Origin of the sequence: Rhizobium sp. BK591 (genome assembly GCF_014195045.1) — a bacterium.
GTDB classification, from domain to species: Bacteria; Pseudomonadota; Alphaproteobacteria; order Rhizobiales; family Rhizobiaceae; genus Rhizobium; species Rhizobium anhuiense.
This window is the reverse complement of the sequence record NZ_JACIAZ010000003.1, coordinates 569,001-594,173: the sequence shown is the minus strand read 5'-3', so window position 1 is coordinate 594,173 and position 25,173 is coordinate 569,001. Positions and strand designations below refer to the sequence as shown.

The window sequence follows — 25,173 nt, the reverse complement described above, 5'->3', positions numbered from 1 at the left end:
GAAACGTGCTGCTATTAAGCACTGAAGACCCCGCACGTTTCGCCAGCAACGCGTGTAAAGCGATAGGTGCCTGGCGCGGTGATCGCGATCGCCGGACGGAATGGCGTGAGTTCGCCCACGTCGGTATAGCCACCCGCATCGTCCTTGAGTGTGATGCGGACCCGGGCTTGCGCAGTCGCGGCGCCCTTGATCCCGACGGTTACAGTTGACCCGGAGGCGATGACGAGATCAGCGGAATTGGCCGCGGTGGAGCCCACCGCGAGAAGTTCGGTTGCCATGATGATTTCCAGAAATTTTTGGTGGGTCCGCGAAGCGGAGAGGTCAGCGCGTAGTGCGGCTGGTGGTGCGCTCAAATGCGCGATCTAGGCGCTCATGCAAGCCATCGATGCGGTTGCCAACGCCTTCGATGGCTCTAAGCAATTGAGCGGTCTGCTCCTGCATGCCGGCTTTCGTGGCGAAGGTCTCGGCAGCATGCAATTTATGTGCGGCCAGATCAGCGGTCGCCTTGTCGGCCTTGTCTTCCGCCGATTTGATGCGTTTTTCGCTGGCTTTTTCGCTTTCCTTGACGCGGCCATCAATCTTCCACCAGATGCCCCAGCCAGCGCCAGCGACGGACAGGAAGAATAGAATGGCCTTCATGATCTCTTCTGGCGTCATTGCACTTCCGCTTCAGTTGTGGTGGCATTGGAATCACCAACCGGAGGAGTTGCATGTTTAAAGATGCAGAGATCAGCATCCCCTGCCCGGGATGCGGTCACAAAACGGCGAAGAGCATCGCTTGGATGGAGGCGAACAAGCAGTTCACCTGCGATGGATGCGGGAAGGACGTCACGGTCGATGCGGAAAAGCTCCTCGCCGGAATCGAGGAAGCGGATAAGAGCCTCGCGGATCTCCGGAATAGATTTAAGCGAGGCATCAAGATCCGATAGGAGCGCGCTAAATGACGTCGCATCACAGCGAAGCTTTATGGTCATTGCTGGCATCGTCATTGTATACCCTCAAGGCCAGCGTCGCGGTCGGCGTAGAATCCAACTAGCGCCAAGTGGCGACGAATGCATGTCAGCAGCCGCTGGCGATCCGTGATCCAGAGTTTCTCCAGCGCGGCCTGCGTCAGCGGCTTGTCGCCAAGGTCGACCGGACCAAGGCATTTCGCCGTCAAGGCGCTGTCTGGCCTCACCAGAACTGGATGAGGCGGAGCGACGACTAGTCTACCGGACCTTGTTAACGCGCTGCACGCTGGAAGCACCGAGAGCAGTGCGGCCAGCATCAGGATCTTCGCTGGCTTCACGCTGCAGCTCCTCGATTTGGGATTGAAGGATTTCGGTTTGGGCCTGCATTTCAGCGATGCGGGCCGCCTCGCGCGTCTTGGCGGCGTTGTTTGCGGCGGCTTGGCGCTCCACTTCCGCGTTGCGGGCCTCGACGGCAGCGGCGCGCTGTTTGGCGAAGTCTTCTTTGAGTTCGGCGATTTCGGCATTCTTAACCGCGCTGGCCGCCTGATAGCCGCTGTCATAGATGGTGCCGTGGATCCACCATGCGCCAAGGCCAATGGCGCCGACCAAGGCAAGCGCCGTGATGGCGCTGACGATCCATTTATTGATGCCTAGGAGTTTTGCGAACCACCCGATCATGCGACCCCTTTTAGGCAGAGCGCCCTTTCCGCCTCACGGCGTTTGGTAAGGCCTGCGATCTTGCGACCCTTCGCCTTGTCCCACATGAGGAAGGCGTCACATGCGCCGCGGATGTCGCCGGCATTCAGCTTCCGCACGACAGTCGAGCCGCAGAAGCCGCCCGTGCCGATATTGTAGGTCAGCGATACGCCAGCAACATAAGTCTGGATGGGCAGCGCGTCTGGCGCCTTGAGGCAAGCACGCATGCCAGCTTCGTGCTCGACCAGGCTGTCGATCAGCATGTTGTCGCAGTCAGCCTTTGAGAATTTCATCCCAGGCTTGATGCCCTGCGTTTCCCCGTAGCAGGCGGTCCAGATGCCAACGACATCGCGGTAGGCGTAGAGCTTCAGCCCTTCGAAACCGCCAACCGTTTGGATGGCCATCGCGCCTGCAAGCGTTATAGCGGCGAGGCCGCCGCCGGTCTTTCTAAGCCTTGTCGCCATTGGCGGGCTCCTTGTTCTGAATAAGCAGGCGGGCGACATACGCGCCGCCAAGCAGCGCGAGCGTCAGCCACCGCGGCAGGTAATCTGAGATGACTGGCACAAAGTTGAGGATGAGGTCGGATAGGGCGGCGAGCTCGATCAGCCGGAGCGACCATGCGCGCTTCCACGTGAAGCCGGCATCGGGAATGAGCACGCGCGCGACAGCGTCACGCGCGCCTGAGAAAAGCGTGCGAAGCATTGTTGGCTCCGGTTTTTGAGAGTTAGGCCCGCCTAAGCAACGGCATTGGCTTTATCGACTAAAATCCACGAACGTAGGCCATGGCCCGCGGGCGAAAGGGCTGATGCTGGGCGGAGAGGAACATCCTTACGACATCGATGCGAGAGCACGGTGGTTAGAGCACCAACACCCAGATCATCATCCACGCTATCCCCGCAATAAACCCTGTGGAGAACAAAGCGATTTTTTGATTGATCGTCAGTCGCATCGAGTAACATAGATTCGGCATGCAGCATCTCCTCTGATATAGATTGTTGATGGCGTTGGCTTTTGGGGACGAGACATGGTTGCACATTACCCGCCGGCCTTTTGCGTCAAACATGGCATATTCCAAGCCAGGGGCTTCGCCTTAGAAGATGATGCTTATTTTTCTATGGTGGGATGCGAAACAGATTGCCCAACATGCGGCGCGCGATCAGAAGTTCTGCCTGGTTTTTACCAGGCGACGAAGGATCGACTTGACATTCTAATTGATGCAGCTGTGAGCCCGGATGCCTTGCGGGCGCTTCAAGACGTGGCAATCCGGCTTCAGAGAAACGAGATTTCGACGGCCCAAGCGTCACTTGAAGCGGAGAAAATTTCCCCGAAATTCTCTCGTATTTTCCGTGGCCTCAAGCAGGAATCGGTCGCGATGATTGCTGCTGCTGTCATCTCTGCCGCGGCTGCGGTGTACGTCGCCAAGGTTTCCAGCTCAGGTAACGTCACCATAAACAATTACAACGTTCCCGTTATTTCGGAAATTCATTTGCCAGCAATCGGGCCCTTTCCGGCACAGAGACCGACATCCAAGTCCCGATTAAAATCAAGTTCGTCGATCCCATCTCCGAAGCGGTAAGGGGCAGGCCGAAGCCCGCCCCTCCTTTTCGTCAATTGTTTGGCATCGCCCTCGTCACCGTCAGTTGCACATTGCTCGCATTCAGGGCGCCGCCCGAATTCTGGAACAGGCTGAGCCTGAATGGTCCGCTAATGTCACTGACATAGACAACCCCGCTAACGCGAACCGTCGTGTCATTGGCGGAGCTTCCGCCTTGGCTATCAGCGATGCGCGGCAGATTGACCCCGCCGAAACTGACGATAGCACTGCGCAACCCGGTGCCGTTCTGCGCAAATGTCGCCTGGCCTTCAACACGGTACCAGCCTGCTTCTTGGACAAGAACGGCTTCAGTGTTCGACACGAGGCTATGCATCGATGCGCCGTCGAAATCTTCGGCGTTGAAGGAAACGATCGTCGACGAGTTATTCGGGATCGAGATAGCCGCGCTGTTATAGACACGGCAAGCCGGATACGGGAACAGTGCGACGTGCTGGCCTCCGGCGGCATAGCCTCCAGACTTGCAGTTTATCACCTCGTTCATCGGCTGGCCGCCAAAGTTCGTCTCGCAACGGAAACCGTGATACTGCGTCTTGACGGTCTGGTTGTCGTACGCCGTGCATCCTATCATCCGATAGCCGCGCGGGTAGTCCTGATAGGACGGCGCAGCGCCAGGGATAATGAGGAATCCTGCCGGCTGAGAAGTGCCGCGGCCAGTATTGCCGTTGCCGGTATCCCATGCGCCGCAGCCGATGAAAGTCACGTGCTGCGGAAGGCTTGCGGGTACGGGGCTGCCGGCGTCAACATCGACTGTTGGGCCAGATCCAACAAAGCCAGCCGAGCCGGCTCGATGGACGTTGCAGCCCATGACCGTGCCATATCGGTTGTAGTTTGCTAGCTTGATGCCCCATGTTTCAACATCGCGGACAGTAACGCCCATGAGGACGAAGTTGAAATTGCCAGCCGATCCGGTGAGGTCGATACCGACATCGCCATCGTACATCTCACCGCCGATGATACGGAAGTGGGAGCAGCCGAGACCAACCGGCAACATGCGGCCGAAGGCGCGCCGATAAGAGCCACCGACAATGCCGCCGATATGATGGATCTTCGGTTCTAGGACCGAGAAGTCAGAACAGGCGCTGAGCCACAAGCCTTGCGCCTGGTCGTCCGCAGGCAGCGAAGCCGAGACGTACAGAATGTCGTGGACATGGGGTCTAACAACCTGAAAATCGGCGGCGCTCGTGAGGACGATACCAGTGCCGGCGTCGGAACCAAAGACTTCGCAATCTTCTAAGTAATGGCCAGATCCACCGTTGATCGAGATACCTGCGGCATTGTTGAGCGAGCCGCCCGTACCGTCACCATTGCGATCGACCTTCACCCGCTTCAGCGTTACATTGCTGACAGATGTTGCGCCGATCGTTACGACGCTGGTGGTGGCGTGCGGCGTAAGCTGCTTGGCCGCAATATCTTCAAGCCAGGATCCGGCAAGGAGGGTGATCTTGCCGTTGACACCATAGATGTGCTCTGGATCGCCCTTGACGCGATGGGCGGTAGCCAGTGCCGCGGTGAATGCGGTGAGGATGTTTGTTGTGCTATTGACGTAGCCGGCCTGAATGAACTGCTCGATGTGCACATATCCGTTGAACGGAAGCGCATAAAGTTTCACACCGCCGGCGGTGATGATGTGATAGTCACTCGCGCCTGATGCGGCGACGATATAGCTCCAGCCCTTGGACGACACCGTCACGACCGTCGAGCCAGCAGTGACTGGAAGCGCACCGCCATAGCTCAAAGTCGTGTCGGCGGTGAGGTCGGCGAACGCCTTGAACGTCACCGGAATGTTTGTGAGCGATGTGGCTGCGGCTACCGCCGTTGCTGCCGCAGATGTTGCCGTCGCAGCAGAGGCTACCGCGGTTGCGGCTGCCGCCTCAGCATCGGCAATGATTGCGGCCGAGACCTGATCGCTGACCAGCCTGAATTCGGATCCTGCGACAATGCCGAGCACCTGCATGCCGGCCGCGAGGCCGCCAGCGGAAATGTTGTTACCGCTGTTGCTCTTGACGGTGAGTGTTGATCCACCGTTGAATGCCACCGTTACCGGCGAGGCCGTGTTGTCCTCAAAGATGTTCATGAGGACGAGTGCAGAGCTCGAAATTGGAAGCGTGCTAGTCGCCTGAATGGCGTTTGGTGTGCCGGCGCCAGCATCGATCGCGGTGATGAAGCTGTACGGAAGGTCGCCGACGCGAGTCCAAGAACCAGTGCCAGAGGCGCCGCTCTTGCGGTAGATGCCGTTATAGGCGACGGTCGTGTCGCCTATAACCCAAGCCATCGAGTTGGCGACGTGCGCCAAGTCTGCAAACAGGGCGGCCCGCGTTGTGAATACAGAGCCACTGTTTGCGCCGATGGCAGTGATAAACGATTCAAGCCACAGGCCCCAAGCTCGCGCTTCGGTCTTTTTGACTTTCTTGTTGCCAGAAGCCGGCACGCCGGAAGTATTGTAGTCGTCAAAGACGACCGCAGCCAAAGGTGCAGGCATGTGCACTCCAATTATCAGGTGACGGTGAATGAGCCGGTTGCTTGCGGGGTCGCTGGCGTTCCGGACGCGTTTATCGCTTCGATGAAACCATATTTCGTACCGGCAGATAGGCCGGTCACAATGCGGCTGTCCGCGGCGTTGGGTGCGCCGTATTCGGTCGCAACAAGCGTCGATCCGGAGAAGCTGTTCACTGTGTTCATGTAGATTCGAGCCGCTGCGTAGTTCGCACTGTTCGGCGCCGTCCAGTTGAACGTTGCCTGCCCTGCACCGCCAGTTGCGGATACGCCGGTAACGACGCCAGGCGGCGTTGAGTCGGCCGTTGCCGTTCTGTTTTCATAGGCTGTCCAGTCAGAGCTCGCGCCACCAGACCAACTGCGCAGACGGAATTTGTATTGTGTGCCGTCGGCAAGGTAGCTTGAGCGAACCTGCGTCTCGCCGGCGTTGGAAATTACGGATTGCGGCCCGGTAGACCCCGTAATCTTCTCCCACTCAAGCTCGTAGGTCAGGGATGCAGAAGCGAAATCCCAGGTGGCCAGAGCGTAAGCAGCAGACGAACCGCCAGAAACAACTTCCGTCTGGATGACAACGTCGAAGTTGACAGGCACCGGAGCATTGGATGGAGGAATGATTACGATCGACGACCCTGGCGCGCCCTCTTCCGTGGCGGCGTTGAAGGCGTACAGATTACTTGGAACGACGATTCCGCTAAAAGTCACGGTCATATCCCTTAGAGATATCGTGACCTTTGACGTGATTTCGATCACCGCATCGGAGAGCTTTGGCGCATACTGAACGCGAATAAACCGATGATATGAAACGTCATTGTCTGGGTCGTAATGAGCCGTGATGCTGACTCGCGCGCCATTGCGCCTGATATACGCAAGCTTCTGAAGGCGTTGAATATGGTTGTGCGACTGCACCGCCACATTCTCGACAGTCAAAGTCCGCTCGGTGTCCTCGCCGACATATGGGTTTCCATAGATGGCGGCGTCATTGGTGTTGTATAGATCGCTCGGGTCTGTGAAGCGTCCGCGAACCGCAAGGACTGTGGTAGCCGGATCGACATTGGCGTTTAGGCTGAAGGAAACGATCTCGTTTCTGGTCAGTGTAATCGTCGGCTCGACATATTCGCCGGCGTGAACACCAATCAGCCCATCTGCGCGCTCATAAACGACGAGTTCAGCGGCCTGATCGAGCGTCTTGCCGACCTCGACTGGATCGCTGTTGGCCCTAAACCACATGCCGCCGTCGTATCGATTCTCCGTACCGCCACTACGATTGGTGACGTTCTGAGCGCAGACGTTCGCCGCATTGATCCAGTCTGGCAGATACATATCGCTAAGCGACAACTTGCCGCCGTATGGGCTGGTGAGGTGCCACAAGCGCATGACCGCGAGGTTGTTCGTGAATACAGTTGTCCCGGTACGCGGGTCGTATAGCCGCATTCCATCTATCACCGCCGAATGTTCCGGCATCTGGTTGGGATAGATCTTGAGATAGTCCTTCGAAGGTGCCGTGGCGCAGCGCATCTTGATCGATGCCAGGCCGTCGCCTCGATGGTTGTTCGTCCATATAGACGAGAAGAACGAAACGACGTCGGCGTAGGCTGTCTCAGCTGGCAGACCCAAACGCGAGGTGATATTTACATAATCATTGCCGTCGTCGAAGAAGTGCGCTGGCGAAGTGACCGTGCCCGTGCCGTCGATTGTGATCTCTTCGTCGTGCAGGTAGTGCTTGACGTAACCTTGTATCCTGTGCCCGGCGTGAACGATGATGTGGTACGCAACGCCGTTTGTTTCCTCTAGAAAGACGTAGTCGCCAGCTTTCTTTACGCGGCCGAGAATGATTGGCAGCGACGGAACTGACTGTTTGAGATTGTATGTGCCGTCCTCTGGTTTTGGAACCGATGGTTTCGGCATGAGTGCCTTTGAAACAAGCCCAAGCCCGACAGATAGACCGCCATAGAGCAGCGCAGCAGTGCCGAGGTAGAGAGCGTTTGCCGCAGCAACCGTCGTGGCCGCCGATGAAACGATCAGCGGCAGCAGCGCAAGAGTTTGAGGCATGAAACTAGATTTCCCAGATTGCCAGGGCGCGCGCCGTCATTGGCGCGACATTGTCGCGGAAGCGCACGAGCCAGCGGTTGCCGTCGAAGATGGCGCCCCACTGCCTTTGAATGTTCGTTGGTGATCCGATGACGCCTATCGCGCCAAGTCGCGGCCGCTCGATGCGCCTTCCGCCTATGGTATCGGCACAAGGCTGAACTACAGGCTCGACGCCGCCCGCCTGGGCAATGATGGAGCGGAATCCGTCGTCGTCGGTGTATGTCCCGCGAAGATGCGCGGCCGGATCGGGATGGCCTAGCCACATCGCCCAAGACGCTAGGAACATGCAGCAATCGACTTGGCAGGGCCGCCAGGCGCGGGTGTTGTGGTCTTGGATGAACGCGGCGAGTTGTGCGGAAGTCGGAATCGACTTACGCTGGTGTGCCGCCATTGGGGATGGGACCATGGAAACCAATATCAATATTGACTTAACTCAGGTCACGAACATCATCACCGGCTACCAAACGGCCTTGATGAGTTTTTGCGCCGAATGGGCCAAGGCCTACCCCGAGAAAATAGGCGACGCCGAGTCGTTCCTCGCCGAGGTTGAAGCAACCTACGACCTGCCGGTTGGGACGTTCTCGAAGACAATCCGAGTGCTTCGTGGAGAAACGGATGAAGCGTAGATTTCTGGATCCCCGGCCGCGTCAAATCTGACACTGAGTACGATCGAGACCAACTTTTCTTTTTTGTCGTTCATGTGTTCTCCTACCCCCACTGCGGCCATCTGATCGTTCGATCTTTCAGGCCGGGGATGCGTTCGCAAAATCTGTCATCAGCCGCGGATGGGTTCAAAATCTTCGCTCGAGCGCGCTGATCGACATCCGACAGCACGGCGCCATTGGTTACGGAACGCAGCGTGAAGCGGTTGGCGACGTCAACCTGAATGGACGAGCTGATGCCCTTGTCGCTGGCCTGATCGACGAAATTCAGATTGGAAATAGTGCCCGTGAACTTGACGATAGACGAGCCGGTTGGCTGCTCGTAATCGTCGCACTTCTGCAACAGGACTCGGAAAATCGAGCCGACAATATTGCCGTCCTGGTAGTCTTCCCAAATGGCGTTGCTTGCCGCCTCGTCGATGCCGGAAAGCACCAGAGACAGCGTGAACGCCTCGGCGTTGATTGCCGCTTCGATCTGCGCCAAAGCATCCTCAGTTAGAACGCAAGCGCGATAGATTTCGCCATCAGCATCGGCGAACGGGCCGCCTGAGCCATCCCAAAAACGAAGACTGCCAGATGGAAGCTCCACCTGGCACAAAATACGAAGACTTGCCACGCGTGGCTCCAATCAATATTGCAACCGCAGCTAAACCAGCGAGTTCCAGTAGTCGGTCGCCTCGATGAAGCTGACGTTTGGCCGAGTGTTCTTGGTGATGGCGTCCTGTGAGATGTCCATGCCGCGATCCTCGGAGAGGTGGCACAGGACCGTAGGCCGGTCGAAATTCAGATCGGCACCATCTGGAATTAGCTCGCGCACGCTTGGCGAAATGGGAACCGTCCATGTATCGCCATCGATTTCGATGACTGGGCCAGTCTCATAGAGCGCGTGGTTGTAGCTAAAGCGAACGCCTACAAGGTCCGCCTCGGCATTGATGATGCGAAGCTTGATCGATGTAGAGGCAATCGGCGTGACGCCCACGGACACAACGGAAATCGCGCCCTGCAGATATTCGGTGTCGTCGTCAAAAGGCGTATCGTCACCGTGCGTCGTTTCGCTGGTTGGCTCGAAATGCCCAGACACGTATGGCGCCGAAAGTGATGACGGAACGCGCACTGCGATCAGGCCCGCCCGGCCGCCAAGCTTTTGCCTGATCGCCTGCCACGTCTTCCATTGATTGCGATACCGGTTCTGAATGACAACCCCGGTATAATCCACGGTCCAAAAGCCAAGGTCCGTGCGGACCACTGGCTCGACGCCGCCGAGCGACTTGCCGCCGGATCTCGTGAATGGCACGAGACACGGGGCAACTTGCTGTGGGGTTAGTGTGCAGAACGGCCATTCGATGATGTCAGGCATGCGTTATCCGTTCCTGTAATCGCCGCCGGCGCTGTCGTTTTGATACTTGGCCATAGTCGGAACAACCTGCTGATTCGCAGCATTCACGATGCGCGGGCTGGCCGCGGCTACCGTGTCGTTGCTGACCGACTTCACGTAGGCCTGTAGGCCGCCAGTGTCGTCGACAGACACGCCGACTTGGATCTGCGTCTTGCCGCCGCCGCCCATCTTCGTGCCGCGAGGCAAAACGACTTCGCCACGCTGAAGAATGGCCGGGACTTCGCCAGGCTGAAGGCCTGCAACGCCGCCTGTGTGGTAGCGCTTGGCACCAGCAAACGCTCTCGGCGAGACCGAGCGACCGTGGCCGTAACCGTCGGCCCCAGCGACACCGCCGCTATGCAGGATGCCTGGAATGATCATCCCGCCCAATAGGCCGCCTTTACCGCCGCCGCCCAATAGGCCGCCGATACCGCCGCCGCCGCCAAAGACAGCGTTAAGGCCAACATCGATGAGTTTGTCGACGACCTTATTCAAGGCGTTAGCCAAGGCTTCAGCTGCTGACTTGCCGCTTCGAAGATCGGAGATGAATCCGCCCACAACATCGCGTCCCAGATCCCGGAAAGCCTCGGCAGATTTCTTGATCTGCTCTTGCGATGCTTTCAACTGGTCGCCGGCAGACGATGCCTTGGCGTAGTTCGTTGCCAGTGCATCAATGCTTGCGGCCAGTTCAGGCGTTATCGAGACGCCAGCCTTCTGTGCCTCGGACAGCAATTGCTGCTCAATGCGCGCCTTTTCGACGGCGAAACCGTAGTCGTTCACAAGCGGATTTAGCTTGGCCTGCGCCGCATACTGAGCGTTCAGCATGTCGATGCGCTTCTGCACCTCGGCAACATCGCCTTGGAACAGTTGGTCCGGCGTCTTCTTGTCGCCAAGGCCGGCTTCGTTCATCGAGATACCCGTGCCGGAAAGGTAGGTTTGAGCCTCTTCTTTCCTTCGGCCGGGGTTGGACGTCAGCGCAGCAATTGCCTTCGCCACCTTCTCCGGCCCACCGCCCTCCTTGATCGCGTTCACGATCGCATCAGGCAGAGATCCGTAATTGTAGGCGATCGACGTCAGCGCCGCCTGCTGTCCCTCTGAGAGGCTTTTCCACGTCTCTAGGCCGATTGCATTCTGAATTCCGTTCTGGAATTCCATGATGCGCCTGGACAGATCGCGCTGCGCATCGTCGAGTGTGACGATGGTATCCTTGGTGACTTCCTCAATCTGGCCATTGGCGCGAGTAGCGGTGTCAGATCCGAAGCCGACGCGAAAATGGTTCGTGTCCCACTTGGCGTTCGTGATGAAGCCTTCAAAACCGCGAATAAGTTTGGCCGCGGCCGACTTGCCAACCTCGTCGAGATTGGCATCATTGAAATCTTGGGCGCTGGCCCCCTCACGATCGAGGAATTTGCCACCGCCAGAATACAGCGGCGAAAGCGTGCCGAGCGGTGACTTGTTGATCTGCGTCTGAAGGTCATTCAGGTTTTTGGCGTACTCGCCAACCTGTGTTAGCGCTTGGCCCATGGCAGGAATCAGCTCGCTCTTGATCTTGCCGGCAATATCGCTGATGGCGCTGCCACCATTAATGCCGAGACCAATGGCCGAAGAAGTCAGGGTCGCGAATGCGTCCTTTGCCTGCTCGCCCGTCAGGTAAAGCGTTTTTAAGCGCTTGTCCGTGGCCTCGATCGCTTCCTGCAAGGGTATGGACTCGTTCGCCGACAAGCGCAGTTGCTTTGCCAGTTCCCTGATGTTCTCAGGGATCCCCTTCATTCCCTCGATCTTCTCCATCTCAAGCGAGAAGTCACGGAAATCCGGAATGTCCTTATTCAGTTGGCCAAGGGCGTGTTGGAAATCGGCAACGGTCTGCGTGGCTCCGCCAAACTCGCTGACCGGCACACTCAGAACATCTGATTTTAGTTCCTTGCCCGCCGCCTCGATGTCTTTTCGGAGATCGCCGAATTTGTCATTCAGCTTCTGCAGTTCGATCTTCTTGATCGAATCTGAGTAGCCATCCGCGCCCTTCTTTGCGATGCCCCAGGCCGCGTCAAACGACTTGATGACCTCGGCGTGTGCCTGGAGCAGCTTGTCGGTGTCGGGGACATCGCCCTTTAGCGTCGTGAGGTATTGAACGGCGGCGCCGGCCAGGCCGATAAGGGCGAACGAAGCCAGCGACACCGGATTGACCATCTGCGCGAACGCGCCGCCAAGGGTTTTAACCGCACCAACAAGACCGCCCCCTGAGCCATTGAAGACCTGAGCCACCTGGCTACCCTGCTGGGCCATCACCTGAAACGGCGATGCGCCGCCAGCCAGCGACGTCGCGATGTCGTTCAACTGGAACGACAGGTTCTGCACCGCGGCGCGCTGAGCGCCAAGCGACTGCTCGGCCTTGCGGCCGGAATTCACAAAGCTGCTGGCCGCGTTGTCGTTTGCGCGCTTAAACTTGTTTTCGATTCCGCTAGCTGTATCTCCGGCTGCTTTCGCAATGCCGGAGAGCTGCTTTTCGAATTTCTTAGTCGTCGCCTCGATTGATACAAGGAGGCGTGCGGTGTCGTCTGCTGTCGCGGCCATTTAGAACCCTACAATTCCGAGATCTGCCAGCTCATCCTCGCCCATTGGCGGAGGTGGCGGTTCTTCACTGGCGTGGGCTTTTCTATAGCCCTCCGAGCAGCACGCGAATTCCCAGAGCGTCATGTCATCGACATCGCGAGGCGAGTATCCAATAACAGCGCCAGCGGCGAGATAGCTTGACCAGCGTGTCTTGCCGTTTGGCAGCGGGTCTAGCTTTCCTTCGCTATCCCCGCCTGGGGCTCCCCCGGCTGGTCGTCGGTCTCCCACATTATAAATCTTCGCAGGATTTCTGCCGAAGTGACCGCCAGGGCGTAAGGGCTGGCAACATCGAGAGCCGCTTCAATGGCCTTTTGGGCCAACCGCTCTTCCATGCCGCCGCCGATCAAGCCAAGACGGATCGGCCCTATCACGTCGTCAATTTTCCATTGCGAGGAAAGCAGGCGCATCATGACAACGGCGCAACCGGCGTCGCACTTCTGTTCTATAGCCCTAAGCTCGCCGATGCCCAGGCGGAAAGAATGCTCTCCGCCTGGCCACGTTATCTCCTCTGCCCCCCGCATTAGGAGGTCCTGGCGGTACGCGTCGGGATCCCGTCGAACTGGATATCTAGCTCGGCGGTGACCTTCGTGCCGCGTTCAGCAGCGTTGTTGATCGAGGCCAAATATGCGGCACCGGATTCGTACTCCGTGTCACCGATCGCCGCGTTGACGTGGTGAATACGGATGTTCTTCGGCTGGCCGGCACCCCACCAATCAAGCAGAATCTCATGCGACTGCGATGCCCATACGCCGGAGGCGGAAACCGTCACTTCGGAAGACTGAACGGCGCGCTCAACAGCGGCAGGCAACGATTCATCGTCGCAGTCCGGAACTTCCGAAGTCTGCATGTTGTGCTGGCGGTTGATGCCGCGGGAAGTCAGGCCGCAGATCTTGCTGTAAACGCCGGAGCCGTTGGTCACTTCGACCTCGAGCACCATCTGATGAAAGTTCGCGGTGGTAGCGCGCGTCATTGATTTCTCCAATAAATAACCGCCTCACGGCGGCTGGTCACGGGCTACGCGCCCACCTTTTGTTTCTGTGGCCGCCGTGGCGGCGTTGCTCGCGTCGCCCGCCCGATTGAAACGGCGTAGTCGACGAAGTCATGCGGGAAGCTTTGCGGCTTCGGATCTGGTTTGGCGTGGAAACTGAATTTGGATTTTGGCCGAGACCAATTGCATTCGGCAGAGAAGACGGCCCACGCCATGTTTTCACCTGTCGTCATTCTGGCTCTTCGATGCTGGCCGTTACGCTCACAACGCCATGCGTGGTGAGCCCGTCAGAGTCGGTAAACACGCGGCGAAAATCCACGCGGATTTCAGCCAAGGCGTTTGCCGTAAGCGCCAAGTCAGCTTCGTGAAGCGTGCGATAAATAAGATCGACGATGTTTTTTGCCTCAACCTGGCCGACCGCCTTGCTCCACACGTCCAGTTGGAACGAATGGGTGCCGCTGACTGAACAATCGGCGCTGTCATCAACCACGTCGGATGGACCGAAGCTGATGTAGGCCGCCTTGTCCTTGTATGGATCGGTCGGCACGCGGTCATAAACGCCGCCAACCAAGGCCATGATTGCGGTCGTGGCGCGCAACGTGTCGTAGAGGAGCTTTTGCAGCTCAGCTTGTGCGCCCATCAATCAGCCTCACCCTGCTTAACCGGCCCGACGAATTTGATCGCCTTTTTCATCTCGCGCCTGATGCGCGACTGAATGCGTTTCCTGAGGGCCCGATAGGACGGAAAGAAAAACGGATGCGCCCTCGTGCCTGGGTGGCCGTGCGCCTCGCCTTTGAAGCCCTTATTGCCGCCGCCGGTCGCAACGTTGTGCGGAGCCGTGCCAAATTCCACGAAGGACGCGTAGTAGGCCTTGGCGTTGCCTGCATAGACGGTAATGCGGAGGCCGCGCTCATTGGGATCGCTCTGAGCGATAACTGCTGATCCAGCCGGGGCGTTGCCCCATGTCCAACCAATTGTGTCGCGAAGGTCGCCGTCATCAACTGGCGCCAGGCGCTTCATCATCTTGACGAGCTCCTCGGCGCCGGCTTCAATTGCTGGTCTGGCCGCCGCCTCGACGCGCTTAGGCAGCGCGGCGACAGCTTTCTTAAGATCAGAGATACCTTGAACCATCTGCCGCCAGCCTTGTTTGCCTTACGGCAGGACTCCGCGTTCGCAGAGAAGATCGATCCACTTTTTATCGGTGGATGCCGTCACGTCTCGGATCGCGTATTCAACGTTGGTGCGGGTATCAGTGACCCGCCATTCCGCCGTCACTCGCCGAGTTGCCGTGCTGGCACGAACGCGGATGACTTGCGGGTGGCGGTTTTCAAGGCGAGCCGCTATTACGGACTCGCCTCCGCGGAGGTGAACGTATTCCGCCGCATCCTGAAACTGCTCGATCCAGTCAGCAACCGTGTTGCCGAACTCGTCATCCTGCTCGTTTCTAACAGCAAAGGAGACGCGTTCCTTAAGCGCCCCCGCCGCCATTAGGCGCTGGCCACGCCAGAATACTGAACATCAATGTTCAGGACAGAGGTAGAGGCCGCCTGACCCATCAGCGTGATGTAGTCGCCACCGACGTCGTCGGCGAATGGGCAGAGCTTCCCAGGTGTGTCCGAAAGATAGTACGCAGTGCCGGCCGTGAGCACTGCGCCGAGCGTTACCGGTCCAGAGACCTGAACGATAACCGGCTGATTGAGCGCTGCGGTGTTCAGCGCGACGCCGATATTGCTTGTCTGGCCACGGGCTTCGGCAGTAGCCGCATCGCTGTCGGCGAGCTGCCATTTGCCGGTCGTGGTGGAGTCGAGATAGACGATATCGCCGGCGGCGATAGCCGCGCCAGCAACGCCTGTTTTTGTCTGCGCGCTTGCGCCAGCTACTACCGCGCTTGCGGTCACACTAATGTCTGCCATGGAATTTCCTTATGCGGCCTAAGCGGGCCAGTTTCGATACGGCATCAGGAGCGCATCAACAGCCATAGGCATGTCGCTCAACTTTGCCCCGGTGGCGGCTTCTCTGTTTTCGTACCAATGGCCGATCATGAGGAGCGCCGCGTGTTTGATGGACGCCGGCATTGCCGCGTATCCAGCAGTGAATTCGATGCGAACCGATCCTGGCTCGCCGTCTGTCTCTGGCCAGCTCGTGTTTTTGGCCGGCAGCAGGTAGCCACCGTTTTTCACGCCAACATCGAGCGTGCGAAAACCAGTCAGCTCTACCTCTGCGCCACCATCCGCAGGCGTGTAGAACACGCCATCGACGGACGCCAATGGAGGCTTTGGAATATCAAGGCGGTCAGCCGGGAACTCGCAAAGCGTCAACTCCCATTCAGAAGCGGCTGATGCACGGCCGATCCAACTGTTTTCACCGAGCAAATGATCGCTCGCCGCAGCAATGAGGCCGTCGATGTAGGCATCGTCATCGGAATGTAAAACCCTAAGGTGCGCCTTGGCTTCGGCAGAGCTCACAATGGGCGCGATTACCGAAACAAGGCGCAAACTCATGGTTATTTCCTCTTGCGTCGGACTGGCGAGGTTTGGCCGAGGGCGGCCCGCGTCGTTTGCAGCCCATCGGTCGGCGTGAGCGCTTTGATCGGCTCAATCCAGCCGATAGCGACAAGGCCGTCGGCCATGCTGCCGAAATCACGTTCGTCCCCGATTTCCAGGTCGACGGACGTGATGCCGTCCCACGAACATGGGAACGGCGCCACGACTTTATGGAGCATTACGCTACAGGCTTGCTGCGGGCATGAGCGCGGACGATATCGACGCTGGCCGCGATTGAGGTGCCGCTATTCTGCGTCAGGACCGACCTCACATAACGTTTGCTGCCCTTGTAACCAACCTTATAGACGGTAGTGGCTGCCAGCGCAGATGGGAAGGAGCCCATGAGGTCAGCAGCCGCAACGTCAGCAAAGGTCGAATTGTCGGCAGAATCCTGCAGCTTTGGCGTGAAGTTGCCCGACGCAACAATGGCGCCAGTGCTAATCACGACAGTTGCCGACTCAAACCCAGCAAGGTCAACGCCGCTCGATGTGTTGGTGGCGGTGAGCACCTGCGGCGCGACCGCCTGCACAATGCCAATGTTGTTGTAAAGATCTTTGGAAGCCATCAGGCTATCTCCTTTTTCTAGAAAGAATGGGCGGCACTAGGCCGCCCGCCTGTGGGTTAGACCGAGCAAGTCAGCTTGCGGATGGCTTCCGCAAGCGTCACCTGACCGCCGAGACGACGGCGGAAGATGAAGCGGATGTTGCCGCTGGTTGCCTGCGTGTAGGGGTCGCGGAGCATCTCCATCTGGATACGGTCAACCAGCGTGTAGCCGCGGGCAAAATCGCCGTAAGCGATCGGCACGAGACCTGCGCCTTCCGACGGCATGTCCGGAACCTCGACGTAGGGGTCGCCGTCGATGGTGTTCGGCTGGCCAGAAATGCCAGGCATCCACAGATACTGCTTTTCCGCCGTCTTGAGCTTGCGGACGGAGCCGAGCGTGGTGCGGTTTAGAGCCCAGGTCGCATTGCGCGCGTATGCGGTTTTCAGGCCATACTTCAGCGTCAGCAGGCCGTTAGCCTGGCCATCAGCGTCGGCAATGGTGGATGCGGAGCCCGAGTTACTGCCAGATACGCCGGAAGCGGTGAGGAAACCTTCCGGCCGGCCGACACCACTGCCCGTAACGAAGGCGGCGCCTTCCGCGACGGCGAACTGCTCGGTTGCTTCGAAGCTGATTTCCGATTCCATGTTGAAAGCGGAGTCTTCAAGGTTCTGGTTTGAGATGTCGATCAGCGCGTACATCTCGTGGGTCGGGATTTCCCACATGCCGTAGCGCAGGCCGTCGGTCTCGGATTTCGTGCCCTGGTCTGCAACCCACTGCGCAGCGAACTGGCCGGTGCGCTTCGGGATCAAGATCGCCTTGGATGCGGTCTGGCGAACTCGGGCAAGCGCGCGTGCCGGAGACACATCTGTGACGCCCTTGATGATTTCCCGGATGTACTCGGCAGGCGCAAGGTAGCCGCCGGTCGTGTCGTTTGCGATGCCGAGCGCTTTGTATTCTGCGACAACGTCGGCCAGAGCCTTCTGCTGTTCCGGTCGGATACTGGCCTGGCCGAGCACCGACGCATCGAACACAGCGCGCGCCCAGAGGTTCGCCTTCGACTTCACCTCGCCCCGACGAAAATTGTCATTCGCCGCTGTCAGCGAGAGCCTGTTAAGCTTCTCTTCGAGCTCGTCGACGTGTTTCTTCTCATCGTCCAGAGCCTTCTTGGTCTCCAGGAGCTCGGCAGTGGCTTTCTGATTGTCCTTCTCGAACTTGTCGAGAGCGGTGTTGATACGCTCAACCTTCTCGGAGAGGACGACGTCAGCGGTGCCCTTCTTCTCTATTTCCTTGAGGCGGTTGTCATTGGCGGCCTTGAATTCTTCGAAGGCAGACATGACCTGTTCAACGGCGGTTTTATCCGACATTCGGGTCTCCTAATTTGGTGATGTGGTGGTGGTTGGTGAGCGTGCCGCGGCTGGTTAGCCGGCGATCAGCGCTTTGATGCGCGCAGCCAGCCTAGTAAGCTCGGCTTCGCTCTTCTTGGCCGTCATATCCTCATCACGAGGAGCCGTGTCCGGTTCTGCTTCGTCGCGAAGCAGTATGCTTTTGAAGACTGCAACAGCTTTCACACTGTCGGCCCGCGAAAGACCTGCTTCACGCAGGCCGTCTTCGATTTCTCGTGGGTTAAACTCTGATTTTACGCTCGTAATGCGCGCCTTGCCGTTCATCGGGAACGTCACAAGGCTGACTTCAAGCAGATCGACTGACTTCAGCGTACGCCTGGGCTCGTCCGGAGCGCTCCGCAACAGCCATTCCTTGGCCCTAAAGCCGATAGAAAGGCCCGAAATCGCCGGTCTTGGCTTCATTTTGAGAAGCTCGTAAGCTTCGCGGCCGCGTTCAGTGTTGGCGAGCTTGCCTTCGACGTAGAGGCCGATATTGTCCTCTTTCATCTCGGTCCAGACGCCAATAGGCGTCATTTGGCTGCCATAAACGCCGTGCTGCGACAGCATCGCGGGCCAGATGCCGGTCTTTTTGGCTGTCGCAAGCGTTTCAGTGAAGGCGCCCTTCAGGATGACGTCATCGCCAGAGTCGACGTTGCCGAAAACGGCGCCGTAACCCGAAAATGTCATGTCGCCGTTGGTCGCCACGACATCAGCGACCTTGATTTCACCGAGCGTAAAGCTGAAATGCTCAACGGCCGATGAACCGGCCGCATCGCCAGTGTTTTTCGTCATGTATTTGGATCCTGCTGGCCGTCCTGCGGCTTCGTGGGCGGCTTTGCGCCCGCAACATTCGTCGGTTTCGGCAATTCGTCGCCGCCGGCGATTGGATTCATATCCTCGAGCGCTCGAATTTCATTCGGCGTCATCCATGCAGGCGACCCGCCAGAGCCAAGCGCCTTCGAATAGAATTCGCTGCGATCCTTGGCGGCGCCCTTCAAAAGGCCATTTGCGTTGAATTTCGCGCAAAAACCTTCATCCTCGTCGCCGTCCAGCAGGTTCGCGTCAATCGATTCCTCGACCCTGCGCCACCATGGACCGAGCGTATGGACGACATGGGCCAGAAACACCTGCTCGGCACTCGCAAACGTCATTGCTTGCCCGGCGTGGCCGATCATCTGTGGAAATACACCAAATGACTGACAAACCTGCTCTGTTTGGAACTTTCGCGTTTCCAAATGCTGAGCATCAACGCCGGTCATCGTCTGCTGGGTCCATTTGAAACCGGAATCTATGACGAACGGCTTATGCTTGTTGGCGCCGCCGATTTGGGCCGCGATCCAAGCCTGAATCTTCTTGTAATCCTCCGGGGCGATCTTTTGCTCGGTGGAATACGTGCCTGCCGCCTGCAACCCGTTGGAATGCATCTCGGCCTGAGTGTTTTCTGTAGCAATCGTAAGGCCGATCGCCTCTCGCGCCTGCCTGACCGCGTCAAGCCCTCGCCACGTGTCCCAGGACGGCCCTTTTACGTGCCAGATTAGAGACTGCGGAAACTCCATCGTGCGGCCATCAAGTCCGCTTACCCGGTAAGTCAACGAATAGTCGTTGTTACGAGTGATCGTCACCGATCCCGGGTCGATCGGAATAAGCTCCTTGACCTTGCCGCGGACCAAATTCTTGTAGAAAAACGCATTGCCTGTGAGGGCAACGTGAAAAACCATCGTTTCCAGCAGCTCAAATGCCGTCATCCACTTGTTCGGCCGGCGATTGAGAACCTTGTAAAGAGGATGATCCAGCGCCGGCGTTCCGCCTTTGCCGTCCGGCAGCTCTTTCATGACCTGCAGAGGCACCTGGGCGACGCCGTTGGCGATCACTCTGATGCAAGCAAACACAGTGCTGACATCAAGCGCCCGTTCCCAACTGACCGGAACGCCCGCTTTCGAAGTGCGCGAGCCAAACCAATCAAGCCAGACCGGATCAAAAGACACGGATTTCTGCTCCGCCACGCGGCCAAGCAACCTGTTCCAGATCCCCATGGGCATTCCTTGTTTTAGTATTGCTCGTTGGGATCCAGGACCGCCCAGAAGGACGTTGCTTCGGATGGCTTTTCGACTTCCCGGTACTTGAGACCAAGAGCCTGACAGGTGGCGACAGCGCCATCGATACGAAAGCGGGTCTTTGTCTTGTCGAGTTTGCGATTGCCAGAAGGGTCGGACACCACGATGGCGTTCGAAAAGCAGAATCCCAGGACGGGATTACCGTTGTGCTTTAACTTGCGATTGATCACCGAGGCCTCAAGGGCATCAACGGCGGGCGCCATGTCACGAAAGCCCTGCCCCCAAGGGACAAGTCTGATGCCACCACTCAGTTCGTTATCCTTGCCGTCGATATATGCATCAACGCCTAGGCGAACGAACTCGGCCAGTAGCTGCTCGATGCGCCAACGGTCGTAGGCTATGCCGACAATCTCGTAGTCGTCGCGGATTTGCGCGATACGTTTAGCGACAAAGCCATAGTCAACAATGCGACCCGGAGGGGTCTCGAGCCAACCCTCGTCTGCGCGAGCCCAGACATCGTATGGCGCGCGGTCACGATGGGCATGGTCCTGCACCCATTCCTGTGGCTTCCAGTGCCACGCACCGATGCGATCTTCCGCGAACTCCGCAGAGACGCCCACAAGGGCGGTAAGGTCGCCGACTGCGGAAAGATCGAGGCCGAGGTAAATTTTCTCGCCCAAACGCAGCGTGTCGCCAGTCTGGCACGATTTCCATTCTGACCGCGGGATAAGCGGCGAGTTCTGGTCAACTCGCTGGTTCAAGTAAAGGTTACGGAACGAAGACTCCAAAGTCTTCATTCGAGTGGCCTGAACGGCCAAGGCGCGCAAATCATCAACGGACCTGAAATCGCCAAGCGCGGGGTTTGCAGCCCGCCACGCCGTCTCATCCATAATGTCGGCATCGTCATTGGCGCAGTACAGATGCACCAACACCGTATTGTCGTCCGCCACAAGGCCGTCATCAACTAACTTGGAGAGGGGATGCTCAGGATCGGGCGACTGCGTCGAGATAACAATCCCGAGCGGCTCCTTCCTAGCGCCCTGCGAGGTATTCATCACCTCATAGAGTTCTTGGTCCCTCGCCTGCGCAAGCTCATCATAGACCCAAACAGATGGATTCAGACCGTGCTTCGTGCCTGCCTCCGCAGAGAGTGCGCGGTAGAATGACCCGTTGGTTTTGCAGAGTAGTGTCTTGGTCGACGGAACGACCGTTATCAGCCCGCCGCTTGCCGCATCAAGTTCCGGATCAGCCTCTACGATCTGCCGGCAGAACTTGAAAACCTGGCCGGCCTGCTCGCGATCGGTGGCGGCTGAATAGATTTCGCCATTGATCTCCGATACCGGGCCAACCAGGTGAGCCAGCACGATCGCAGCAATAAGTGCAGTTTTTCCGTTCTTTCGGGCCACAGACAGGATGGCTCGCCGCACACGGCGGCGTCCGGTTTCAGCGTGCTGTGGCGCGTACAAATCGACGACAAACTGCTTCTGCCACGGCCTAAGCTTGATGTATTCGCCCTGTCCCTCGCCGCTCGGCACTCGCAGTAATTCGATGAAATCAATCACCTGTTGTGCGCGTGCCAGGCCGTCAGTCGTTACGCCGTCTCCGCGCTTCGCCCAATCAGGCCGCTGAACTTCGATGACTTTTTCTCCTCTGGCGGCGACAAGGCGGCACGCGACTTGGGATCAAGCCCCAGCCGATCGCCCATCGCCATCATGATCCGCGCCGCTTCATTCTTGATTTTGAACCAGGGGTTCGGCTGCTTGTTGCCAGTCGATCCATCGACGATTGCTGGCTCAACGGCCAGCGCAGAAACGGCAGCCTTGTGGTCGGCCCATGCAGCGGCGTAGACCGCTATCGATCCAGTGTCGGTTGATGCAAAATAGCCTGGTGGCATTGCGCCACTGATCATCTTGAAGCAGGCTAGCGCATCACCCTTCAGATAATTCGGGATGACGGTAGCGCCGGTCGGCTTAATCGACGGCGCACGCTTCTTGCGTTTACCTGGATTGCCTTTTAGTGCCTGTATTTCTGGAGTTTCAGGCCGCGGTCCTCTCGCGCCCATGGCTCGCTCCTAGACTGCTAAAAATAATCTCAAAACTTGCGGCGTAACGCGTTCTTGCCCAACACCGGTTCCCGGTCCGGAAGGCTCCGAACATTGGATGGGGGGTCAGCCGACCGGCCAACCATCCTCGCCGAACGTCTGCGTCACCTGCCCAAGGTCTTCACGCTGCCCTCTGGACGCGTGGCACGACTTGCACGTGCTGATGAACGGGCCACTCCAGAAGCGCTCTATGTCGCCTCTATGGGCTCCATCGTGGTGCACTTCTGTCGCCTCGGTGACGATCTCGGATTCAAGACACCACTCGCAAAGGGGCTGGCTGGCTAGCTGATGGTGACGGATGCGACGCCAGCGTGCTGACTGGTAGAGCCGACGATAGAGCGCAGCTTCTTCTGAGCGCCTGTCAGGCTTGGCCATGGCATCCCCGTGGTTGGAGCCGACAGCAGGAATCGAACCCGCGACATCCGAATTACAAAGACGGCGCTCTTCCATCTGAGCTATGTCGGCAATCGAAGTGTGGACCCGTGACCACGAATGGCCGGCAAGGGAACGCCACACGCTGAACGGCGATCAACCCGCTCGCCCGGTTTGCACCCGGTAATCAGAAAACGAAAGCGCCAGGGAGAGCAGAAAACGAGAATGACGAGACAACCTTTGGTGTGTCATATGATTATTGAACATATGGACGCACGAAATAATGCCGATCTACCACAACGCCCGGATATTGATTCTCAGTAACTTGCAAACCATTGGGGCAGGCGATCGCGCCGCGATCGTGCCCATTGGGCAATTCACTATCCAGCAGTTCACAGACCTAAACTTGGCGCGAGCGGACCTCGGTCTTCACGCTCTAGAGAGTAATGAAATTCTGTTTATGGGCCGGCATCTATACAACAGCAGATCAAAAGATGGATACACGACCGCAGACATGGTCGAGCAGATATGCAGCGCACTTCATGAGTCTTCGGTGATTGTCGCTAGCGTACATATGTCATGCATGAGGAGCATGATCGGACGCGCGGACGGCTACGGGAACACGGTTTTCGATCAAGCAGTATTTGAACTAACCGCTCGAAAGCCGAAGGCCGAACTCTTTTCCGTCATTCCGAAGGGTGATACCGTCAAGCCACAAAATTAAAAGGCCCGCCGAAGCGAGCCTTTTTGGTGAAACGATCCTGGGTAACTAATGATCCAGCGCCCTCGTTCCGAAGCAATATATGGGCTATGTACAAGTGTTTGTCAACCTCTTGTTGACCTCCTGGCTACCAGCGAGACGCATGTGACTCGGTATATAGGAAGCCATACTAGAATACCTAGCAAAAGCGAAAGCGGCCAGCTCAACCACTGAAGGGAGCCGGCCGCGGGACTACCTGTCGCGAGAGGAGGCGCGCCAGGTAATGGGGATTGAGGCAGTCCCGGCATCGATCGCGAGTCTGAACGTCCGCTCGAATACAGCGCCTCAAATGAAATCGGCGCCCGAAGGCGCCGTTGGGATTTGAACCCTTCAATCAAATACGACGCGAGCCTACGCTTAACCGGACATCAGGCGGCAATTTTCTGTTCTGATGGTGCGAATTCCCGCCGCGCAGTCTCATCGACCTCGATTAGCGCGTCGATCGCCGCATCGATCACCGCCGTCCCGCGCTTCTCGGCATACGCTGGTGCAAGTCCCATAGCGACGCCGATATCCTTCGCAGAGGCATCAGTGATTGCCATGTCGAGAACCTTGGCGTTCCGACCAAGCCTGCTTCTGAGATGTTCGACATAGTCGATCGTTTCGACCAGGCGCACGAATTCAGGCTCTCGGCCGGCTGGCGCCGATATTTCGCCGGTCGGCTTCGGTTGCTTCACTCCTCCGATCCATTGTTTCCCATCGATGAGGCCGTCTGGGCAGCGAGTAGCCTTGATTGGCAACTCATCAATGCGCACGCTCCCGTCGACACCGAACTGCTGCAGCAACTGGCGAGCTTCGGCGGCTCCGTACCGACCATGCCTGTCTTTCGCGTTTGGAGCCTCTCGCGGCAATGGTGAGTAGCAATCATGGATCGCTGGTTCACTCGATATGGGCTTGGCATACGGTATCGCGGTAAGTGGCGAAACGGCGCCACGCAGTTCAATGTAGGACCATATTGCGCTTTCCGACCGGGATGACTTGCCGCCGCCTTTGATGCCCCGAGAACGTTCAACCGGCTGCAGGGCCGCACCCTTCCTCGTCGAGCCCCATTGCTTGAGATCGCCGTCCCGAAACAACAGATCGCCAAGACGCGCCTCCAGAGCGCCATTCCTGTTGGTGCGATATTTAGGCGAGACCTCCTGCGTCGGCTCATACGTATTGACCATCTCACCCGTGAAGGCCCAGCGCTCGCGATCGACTATCTCCCACCCGACGGCAGTGAGCAATTCCCCTTCGGATGGCCGGATCTCGATCGCGACCTCCGGATCATAATCCTCTTCCGACACATCAACTTCGGATCCAGGAAAGATCATATTCTTCCAGTGCCGGAGAGCATACAAGCGAGCATAGTCTCCCCGATGTGCGAGCCGCTCGAATGCCGGCCACGCCAATCTGACCCGCACGGGCTTGTTGTCGTTGGCAGCGGCGACGAGTTTAGGCGCCGTCTTGGGCTTAGCGGCCACCGGGGTAGTGTGGGTCGCGAGCAGCGCAGATAGTTGCGAAAGGTCGCGGTGCTTTTCGGGTGCTGACGTCATTTTAGCTCCACTTCGGTTTCGGGTCGGGAATGCAGTCGATTGCGTGCGACATGCTGGTTGGAACGCCGGGCGGCCATTCGGCCAGGAGCGACGCCTTGCCTCTTGCCAGCCGGAAAGCCGCAAGCCTCGCATCTTCTGCGACGGTCCTGGTTACACAGAGGCTTAGGGCATAGTCCTTGTCGGCCTTCGCTTTGTCCCGCTCCTCCTCGATGTCCCTGATCTTCTGCTGAAGGGTTTCGATGATCCGGTGTGCATCGACCAGATGCTTGCGGAAATGATCGCCCCGCCCTCGCGGATCTCTGGGCGCCGTGCTGTCGGCCAGCAGCGTGTAGGTGGCCAGCTTTGCAGCTGCGGTCTCGCGGCGCGCGGATTCCTCCGCAGTTCGAACTCTCCTGCTCATGAATT

At 58.1% G+C, this 25,173-nt stretch carries 32 protein-coding genes and 1 tRNA gene; 3 read left to right on the top strand and 30 right to left on the bottom strand.

What is annotated here, in order from left to right; genetic code table 11:
• Nucleotides 1-14 precede the first annotated feature (14 nt).
• The 6 genes from FHX10_RS16025 to FHX10_RS16000 form a co-directional block, all read right to left on the bottom strand.
• Nucleotides 15-278 carry a hypothetical protein gene (locus FHX10_RS16025; protein WP_184389668.1) on the bottom strand — a complete coding sequence of 88 codons (264 nt, stop codon included), beginning with the start codon at nt 276-278 and terminating at the stop codon, nt 15-17.
• A gap of 43 nt (nt 279-321) precedes the next feature.
• Nucleotides 322-657 carry a hypothetical protein gene (locus FHX10_RS16020; protein ID WP_184389666.1) on the bottom strand — a complete coding sequence of 112 codons (336 nt, stop codon included), beginning with the start codon at nt 655-657 and terminating at the stop codon, nt 322-324.
• Nucleotides 654-989 carry a hypothetical protein gene (locus FHX10_RS16015; protein ID WP_184389664.1) on the bottom strand — a complete coding sequence of 112 codons (336 nt, stop codon included), beginning with the start codon at nt 987-989 and terminating at the stop codon, nt 654-656. The genes FHX10_RS16020 and FHX10_RS16015 overlap by 4 nt, the downstream gene beginning before the upstream one ends.
• 219 nt (nt 990-1,208) lie before the next feature.
• Nucleotides 1,209-1,628 (bottom strand): hypothetical protein, encoded by a 420-nt coding sequence (locus FHX10_RS16010; protein WP_184389661.1) that lies wholly within the window; start codon nt 1,626-1,628, stop codon nt 1,209-1,211.
• The gene (locus FHX10_RS16005) at nt 1,625-2,110 is read right to left on the bottom strand and encodes a lysozyme (RefSeq protein WP_184389659.1); all 486 of its coding nucleotides are present in this window, start codon (nt 2,108-2,110) and stop codon (nt 1,625-1,627) included. The genes FHX10_RS16010 and FHX10_RS16005 overlap by 4 nt, the downstream gene beginning before the upstream one ends.
• Nucleotides 2,094-2,348: a hypothetical protein gene (locus FHX10_RS16000; protein WP_184389657.1), complete on the bottom strand. Its 255-nt coding sequence runs from the start codon at nt 2,346-2,348 to the stop codon at nt 2,094-2,096. Before FHX10_RS16000 ends, FHX10_RS16005 begins: the two co-directional genes overlap by 17 nt.
• Nucleotides 2,349-2,670: 322 nt before the next feature.
• Between FHX10_RS16000 and FHX10_RS15995 the strand changes: the two genes are divergently transcribed.
• Nucleotides 2,671-3,222 (top strand): hypothetical protein, encoded by a 552-nt coding sequence (locus FHX10_RS15995; RefSeq protein ID WP_184389653.1) that lies wholly within the window; start codon nt 2,671-2,673, stop codon nt 3,220-3,222.
• Nucleotides 3,223-3,253: 31 nt separating this feature from the next.
• On the opposite strand, the gene FHX10_RS15990 is transcribed toward FHX10_RS15995, so the two are convergent.
• From FHX10_RS15990 to FHX10_RS15980, 3 genes are read right to left on the bottom strand one after another with little or no spacing between them, the layout of a single operon-like run.
• Nucleotides 3,254-5,740, bottom strand: a complete 2,487-nt coding sequence (locus FHX10_RS15990) for a hypothetical protein (protein ID WP_184389651.1) — start codon at nt 5,738-5,740, stop codon at nt 3,254-3,256.
• Nucleotides 5,741-5,754: 14 nt separating this feature from the next.
• Nucleotides 5,755-7,803, bottom strand: a complete 2,049-nt coding sequence (locus FHX10_RS15985) for a hypothetical protein (RefSeq protein WP_184389650.1) — start codon at nt 7,801-7,803, stop codon at nt 5,755-5,757.
• Nucleotides 7,804-7,807: 4 nt separating this feature from the next.
• Nucleotides 7,808-8,233 (bottom strand): DUF6950 family protein, encoded by a 426-nt coding sequence (locus FHX10_RS15980; protein ID WP_184389648.1) that lies wholly within the window; start codon nt 8,231-8,233, stop codon nt 7,808-7,810.
• A 13-nt stretch (nt 8,234-8,246) separates the two neighbouring features.
• Between FHX10_RS15980 and FHX10_RS15975 the strand changes: the two genes are divergently transcribed.
• Nucleotides 8,247-8,468 carry a hypothetical protein gene (locus FHX10_RS15975; RefSeq protein ID WP_184389646.1) on the top strand — a complete coding sequence of 74 codons (222 nt, stop codon included), beginning with the start codon at nt 8,247-8,249 and terminating at the stop codon, nt 8,466-8,468.
• 82 nt (nt 8,469-8,550) lie between these two features.
• Here FHX10_RS15975 and FHX10_RS15970 read toward each other — a convergent pair whose 3' ends face one another.
• The 19 genes from FHX10_RS15970 to FHX10_RS15880 form a co-directional block, all read right to left on the bottom strand.
• Nucleotides 8,551-9,120, bottom strand: coding sequence for a hypothetical protein (locus FHX10_RS15970; protein ID WP_312862859.1), 570 nt, complete (start codon nt 9,118-9,120; stop codon nt 8,551-8,553).
• Nucleotides 9,121-9,150: 30 nt separating this feature from the next.
• Nucleotides 9,151-9,861: a hypothetical protein gene (locus FHX10_RS15965; protein WP_184389644.1), complete on the bottom strand. Its 711-nt coding sequence runs from the start codon at nt 9,859-9,861 to the stop codon at nt 9,151-9,153.
• 3 nt (nt 9,862-9,864) lie between these two features.
• The gene (locus FHX10_RS15960) at nt 9,865-12,450 is read right to left on the bottom strand and encodes a phage tail length tape measure family protein (RefSeq protein ID WP_184389642.1); all 2,586 of its coding nucleotides are present in this window, start codon (nt 12,448-12,450) and stop codon (nt 9,865-9,867) included.
• Between the two features lie 209 nt (nt 12,451-12,659).
• Nucleotides 12,660-13,010, bottom strand: a complete 351-nt coding sequence (locus tag FHX10_RS15955; RefSeq protein ID WP_184389641.1) for a gene transfer agent family protein — start codon at nt 13,008-13,010, stop codon at nt 12,660-12,662.
• Complete coding sequence (locus FHX10_RS15950; protein ID WP_184389639.1) at nt 13,010-13,459, bottom strand: phage tail tube protein; 450 nt, start codon at nt 13,457-13,459, stop codon at nt 13,010-13,012. Before FHX10_RS15950 ends, FHX10_RS15955 begins: the two co-directional genes overlap by 1 nt.
• Before the next feature lie 247 nt (nt 13,460-13,706).
• The gene (locus FHX10_RS15945) at nt 13,707-14,117 is read right to left on the bottom strand and encodes a DUF3168 domain-containing protein (protein ID WP_184389635.1); all 411 of its coding nucleotides are present in this window, start codon (nt 14,115-14,117) and stop codon (nt 13,707-13,709) included.
• Complete coding sequence (locus FHX10_RS15940; protein ID WP_184389634.1) at nt 14,117-14,608, bottom strand: HK97-gp10 family putative phage morphogenesis protein; 492 nt, start codon at nt 14,606-14,608, stop codon at nt 14,117-14,119. The genes FHX10_RS15945 and FHX10_RS15940 overlap by 1 nt, the downstream gene beginning before the upstream one ends.
• Before the next feature lie 21 nt (nt 14,609-14,629).
• Nucleotides 14,630-14,965: a head-tail adaptor protein gene (locus FHX10_RS15935; protein WP_184389632.1), complete on the bottom strand. Its 336-nt coding sequence runs from the start codon at nt 14,963-14,965 to the stop codon at nt 14,630-14,632.
• Entirely contained in the window at nt 14,965-15,390 is a 426-nt protein-coding gene (locus FHX10_RS15930) for a hypothetical protein (RefSeq protein WP_184389630.1), read from the bottom strand. Before FHX10_RS15930 ends, FHX10_RS15935 begins: the two co-directional genes overlap by 1 nt.
• A gap of 18 nt (nt 15,391-15,408) precedes the next feature.
• Nucleotides 15,409-15,978, bottom strand: coding sequence for a head-tail connector protein (locus FHX10_RS15925; RefSeq protein ID WP_184389627.1), 570 nt, complete (start codon nt 15,976-15,978; stop codon nt 15,409-15,411).
• 2 nt (nt 15,979-15,980) lie between these two features.
• Nucleotides 15,981-16,199 carry a hypothetical protein gene (locus FHX10_RS15920; RefSeq protein ID WP_184389626.1) on the bottom strand — a complete coding sequence of 73 codons (219 nt, stop codon included), beginning with the start codon at nt 16,197-16,199 and terminating at the stop codon, nt 15,981-15,983.
• Entirely contained in the window at nt 16,199-16,585 is a 387-nt protein-coding gene (locus FHX10_RS15915) for a hypothetical protein (RefSeq protein WP_184389625.1), read from the bottom strand. The genes FHX10_RS15920 and FHX10_RS15915 overlap by 1 nt, the downstream gene beginning before the upstream one ends.
• 56 nt (nt 16,586-16,641) lie before the next feature.
• A complete protein-coding gene (locus FHX10_RS15910; RefSeq protein WP_184389624.1) occupies nt 16,642-17,928 on the bottom strand; it encodes a phage major capsid protein in 1,287 nt (428 codons plus the stop codon).
• Between the two features lie 54 nt (nt 17,929-17,982).
• The gene (locus tag FHX10_RS15905; protein WP_184389623.1) at nt 17,983-18,738 is read right to left on the bottom strand and encodes an HK97 family phage prohead protease; all 756 of its coding nucleotides are present in this window, start codon (nt 18,736-18,738) and stop codon (nt 17,983-17,985) included.
• Complete coding sequence (locus FHX10_RS15900; RefSeq protein ID WP_184389621.1) at nt 18,735-19,979, bottom strand: phage portal protein; 1,245 nt, start codon at nt 19,977-19,979, stop codon at nt 18,735-18,737. Before FHX10_RS15900 ends, FHX10_RS15905 begins: the two co-directional genes overlap by 4 nt.
• Before the next feature lie 14 nt (nt 19,980-19,993).
• Nucleotides 19,994-21,562, bottom strand: coding sequence for a terminase large subunit (locus tag FHX10_RS15895; protein WP_184389620.1), 1,569 nt, complete (start codon nt 21,560-21,562; stop codon nt 19,994-19,996).
• A 29-nt stretch (nt 21,563-21,591) separates the two neighbouring features.
• Nucleotides 21,592-22,062: a phage terminase small subunit P27 family gene (locus FHX10_RS15890; RefSeq protein ID WP_184389619.1), complete on the bottom strand. Its 471-nt coding sequence runs from the start codon at nt 22,060-22,062 to the stop codon at nt 21,592-21,594.
• 105 nt (nt 22,063-22,167) lie between these two features.
• Nucleotides 22,168-22,476, bottom strand: coding sequence for an HNH endonuclease (locus tag FHX10_RS15885; RefSeq protein WP_184389618.1), 309 nt, complete (start codon nt 22,474-22,476; stop codon nt 22,168-22,170).
• A 14-nt stretch (nt 22,477-22,490) separates the two neighbouring features.
• Nucleotides 22,491-22,566: transfer RNA gene (locus tag FHX10_RS15880), tRNA-Thr, on the bottom strand.
• Nucleotides 22,567-22,756: 190 nt separating this feature from the next.
• Between FHX10_RS15880 and FHX10_RS15875 the strand changes: the two genes are divergently transcribed.
• A complete protein-coding gene (locus FHX10_RS15875) occupies nt 22,757-23,197 on the top strand; it encodes a hypothetical protein (RefSeq protein ID WP_184389616.1) in 441 nt (146 codons plus the stop codon).
• A 404-nt stretch (nt 23,198-23,601) separates the two neighbouring features.
• On the opposite strand, the gene FHX10_RS15870 is transcribed toward FHX10_RS15875, so the two are convergent.
• Together FHX10_RS15870 and FHX10_RS15865 are read right to left on the bottom strand one after the other, a co-directional pair.
• Nucleotides 23,602-24,768 carry a hypothetical protein gene (locus FHX10_RS15870; RefSeq protein WP_184389614.1) on the bottom strand — a complete coding sequence of 389 codons (1,167 nt, stop codon included), beginning with the start codon at nt 24,766-24,768 and terminating at the stop codon, nt 23,602-23,604.
• Between the two features lies 1 nt (nt 24,769).
• Entirely contained in the window at nt 24,770-25,168 is a 399-nt protein-coding gene (locus FHX10_RS15865) for a hypothetical protein (protein ID WP_184389612.1), read from the bottom strand.
• Nucleotides 25,169-25,173 lie beyond the last annotated feature (5 nt).

What these genes read in the sequence shown, in the direction of transcription:
- FHX10_RS15945 (WP_184389635.1), bottom strand. Translation starts at nt 14,117, where the DNA reads ATGGGCGCACAAGCTGAGCTGCAAAAGCTCCTCTACGACACGTTGCGC.
- FHX10_RS15995 (WP_184389653.1), top strand. Translation starts at nt 2,671, where the DNA reads ATGGTTGCACATTACCCGCCGGCCTTTTGCGTCAAACATGGCATATTC.
- FHX10_RS16020 (WP_184389666.1), bottom strand. Translation starts at nt 657, where the DNA reads ATGACGCCAGAAGAGATCATGAAGGCCATTCTATTCTTCCTGTCCGTC.
- FHX10_RS15865 (WP_184389612.1), bottom strand. Translation starts at nt 25,168, where the DNA reads ATGAGCAGGAGAGTTCGAACTGCGGAGGAATCCGCGCGCCGCGAGACC.
- FHX10_RS16000 (WP_184389657.1), bottom strand. Translation starts at nt 2,348, where the DNA reads ATGCTTCGCACGCTTTTCTCAGGCGCGCGTGACGCTGTCGCGCGCGTG.
- FHX10_RS15935 (WP_184389632.1), bottom strand. Translation starts at nt 14,965, where the DNA reads ATGGCGGCGGGGGCGCTTAAGGAACGCGTCTCCTTTGCTGTTAGAAAC.
- FHX10_RS15905 (WP_184389623.1), bottom strand. Translation starts at nt 18,738, where the DNA reads ATGACGAAAAACACTGGCGATGCGGCCGGTTCATCGGCCGTTGAGCAT.
- FHX10_RS16025 (WP_184389668.1), bottom strand. Translation starts at nt 278, where the DNA reads ATGGCAACCGAACTTCTCGCGGTGGGCTCCACCGCGGCCAATTCCGCT.
- FHX10_RS15875 (WP_184389616.1), top strand. Translation starts at nt 22,757, where the DNA reads ATGCCGATCTACCACAACGCCCGGATATTGATTCTCAGTAACTTGCAA.
- FHX10_RS16015 (WP_184389664.1), bottom strand. Translation starts at nt 989, where the DNA reads ATGACGATGCCAGCAATGACCATAAAGCTTCGCTGTGATGCGACGTCA.
- FHX10_RS15975 (WP_184389646.1), top strand. Translation starts at nt 8,247, where the DNA reads ATGGAAACCAATATCAATATTGACTTAACTCAGGTCACGAACATCATC.
- FHX10_RS15925 (WP_184389627.1), bottom strand. Translation starts at nt 15,978, where the DNA reads ATGAGTTTGCGCCTTGTTTCGGTAATCGCGCCCATTGTGAGCTCTGCC.
- FHX10_RS15980 (WP_184389648.1), bottom strand. Translation starts at nt 8,233, where the DNA reads ATGGCGGCACACCAGCGTAAGTCGATTCCGACTTCCGCACAACTCGCC.
- FHX10_RS15890 (WP_184389619.1), bottom strand. Translation starts at nt 22,062, where the DNA reads ATGGGCGCGAGAGGACCGCGGCCTGAAACTCCAGAAATACAGGCACTA.
- FHX10_RS15900 (WP_184389621.1), bottom strand. Translation starts at nt 19,979, where the DNA reads ATGGGGATCTGGAACAGGTTGCTTGGCCGCGTGGCGGAGCAGAAATCC.
- FHX10_RS15955 (WP_184389641.1), bottom strand. Translation starts at nt 13,010, where the DNA reads ATGCGGGGGGCAGAGGAGATAACGTGGCCAGGCGGAGAGCATTCTTTC.
- FHX10_RS15915 (WP_184389625.1), bottom strand. Translation starts at nt 16,585, where the DNA reads ATGGCTTCCAAAGATCTTTACAACAACATTGGCATTGTGCAGGCGGTC.
- FHX10_RS15960 (WP_184389642.1), bottom strand. Translation starts at nt 12,450, where the DNA reads ATGGCCGCGACAGCAGACGACACCGCACGCCTCCTTGTATCAATCGAG.
- FHX10_RS15920 (WP_184389626.1), bottom strand. Translation starts at nt 16,199, where the DNA reads ATGCTCCATAAAGTCGTGGCGCCGTTCCCATGTTCGTGGGACGGCATC.
- FHX10_RS15930 (WP_184389630.1), bottom strand. Translation starts at nt 15,390, where the DNA reads ATGGCAGACATTAGTGTGACCGCAAGCGCGGTAGTAGCTGGCGCAAGC.
- FHX10_RS15985 (WP_184389650.1), bottom strand. Translation starts at nt 7,803, where the DNA reads ATGCCTCAAACTCTTGCGCTGCTGCCGCTGATCGTTTCATCGGCGGCC.
- FHX10_RS15990 (WP_184389651.1), bottom strand. Translation starts at nt 5,740, where the DNA reads ATGCCTGCACCTTTGGCTGCGGTCGTCTTTGACGACTACAATACTTCC.
- FHX10_RS15940 (WP_184389634.1), bottom strand. Translation starts at nt 14,608, where the DNA reads ATGGTTCAAGGTATCTCTGATCTTAAGAAAGCTGTCGCCGCGCTGCCT.
- FHX10_RS15885 (WP_184389618.1), bottom strand. Translation starts at nt 22,476, where the DNA reads ATGGCCAAGCCTGACAGGCGCTCAGAAGAAGCTGCGCTCTATCGTCGG.
- FHX10_RS15950 (WP_184389639.1), bottom strand. Translation starts at nt 13,459, where the DNA reads ATGACGCGCGCTACCACCGCGAACTTTCATCAGATGGTGCTCGAGGTC.
- FHX10_RS16005 (WP_184389659.1), bottom strand. Translation starts at nt 2,110, where the DNA reads ATGGCGACAAGGCTTAGAAAGACCGGCGGCGGCCTCGCCGCTATAACG.
- FHX10_RS15965 (WP_184389644.1), bottom strand. Translation starts at nt 9,861, where the DNA reads ATGCCTGACATCATCGAATGGCCGTTCTGCACACTAACCCCACAGCAA.
- FHX10_RS15870 (WP_184389614.1), bottom strand. Translation starts at nt 24,768, where the DNA reads ATGACGTCAGCACCCGAAAAGCACCGCGACCTTTCGCAACTATCTGCG.
- FHX10_RS15910 (WP_184389624.1), bottom strand. Translation starts at nt 17,928, where the DNA reads ATGTCGGATAAAACCGCCGTTGAACAGGTCATGTCTGCCTTCGAAGAA.
- FHX10_RS16010 (WP_184389661.1), bottom strand. Translation starts at nt 1,628, where the DNA reads ATGATCGGGTGGTTCGCAAAACTCCTAGGCATCAATAAATGGATCGTC.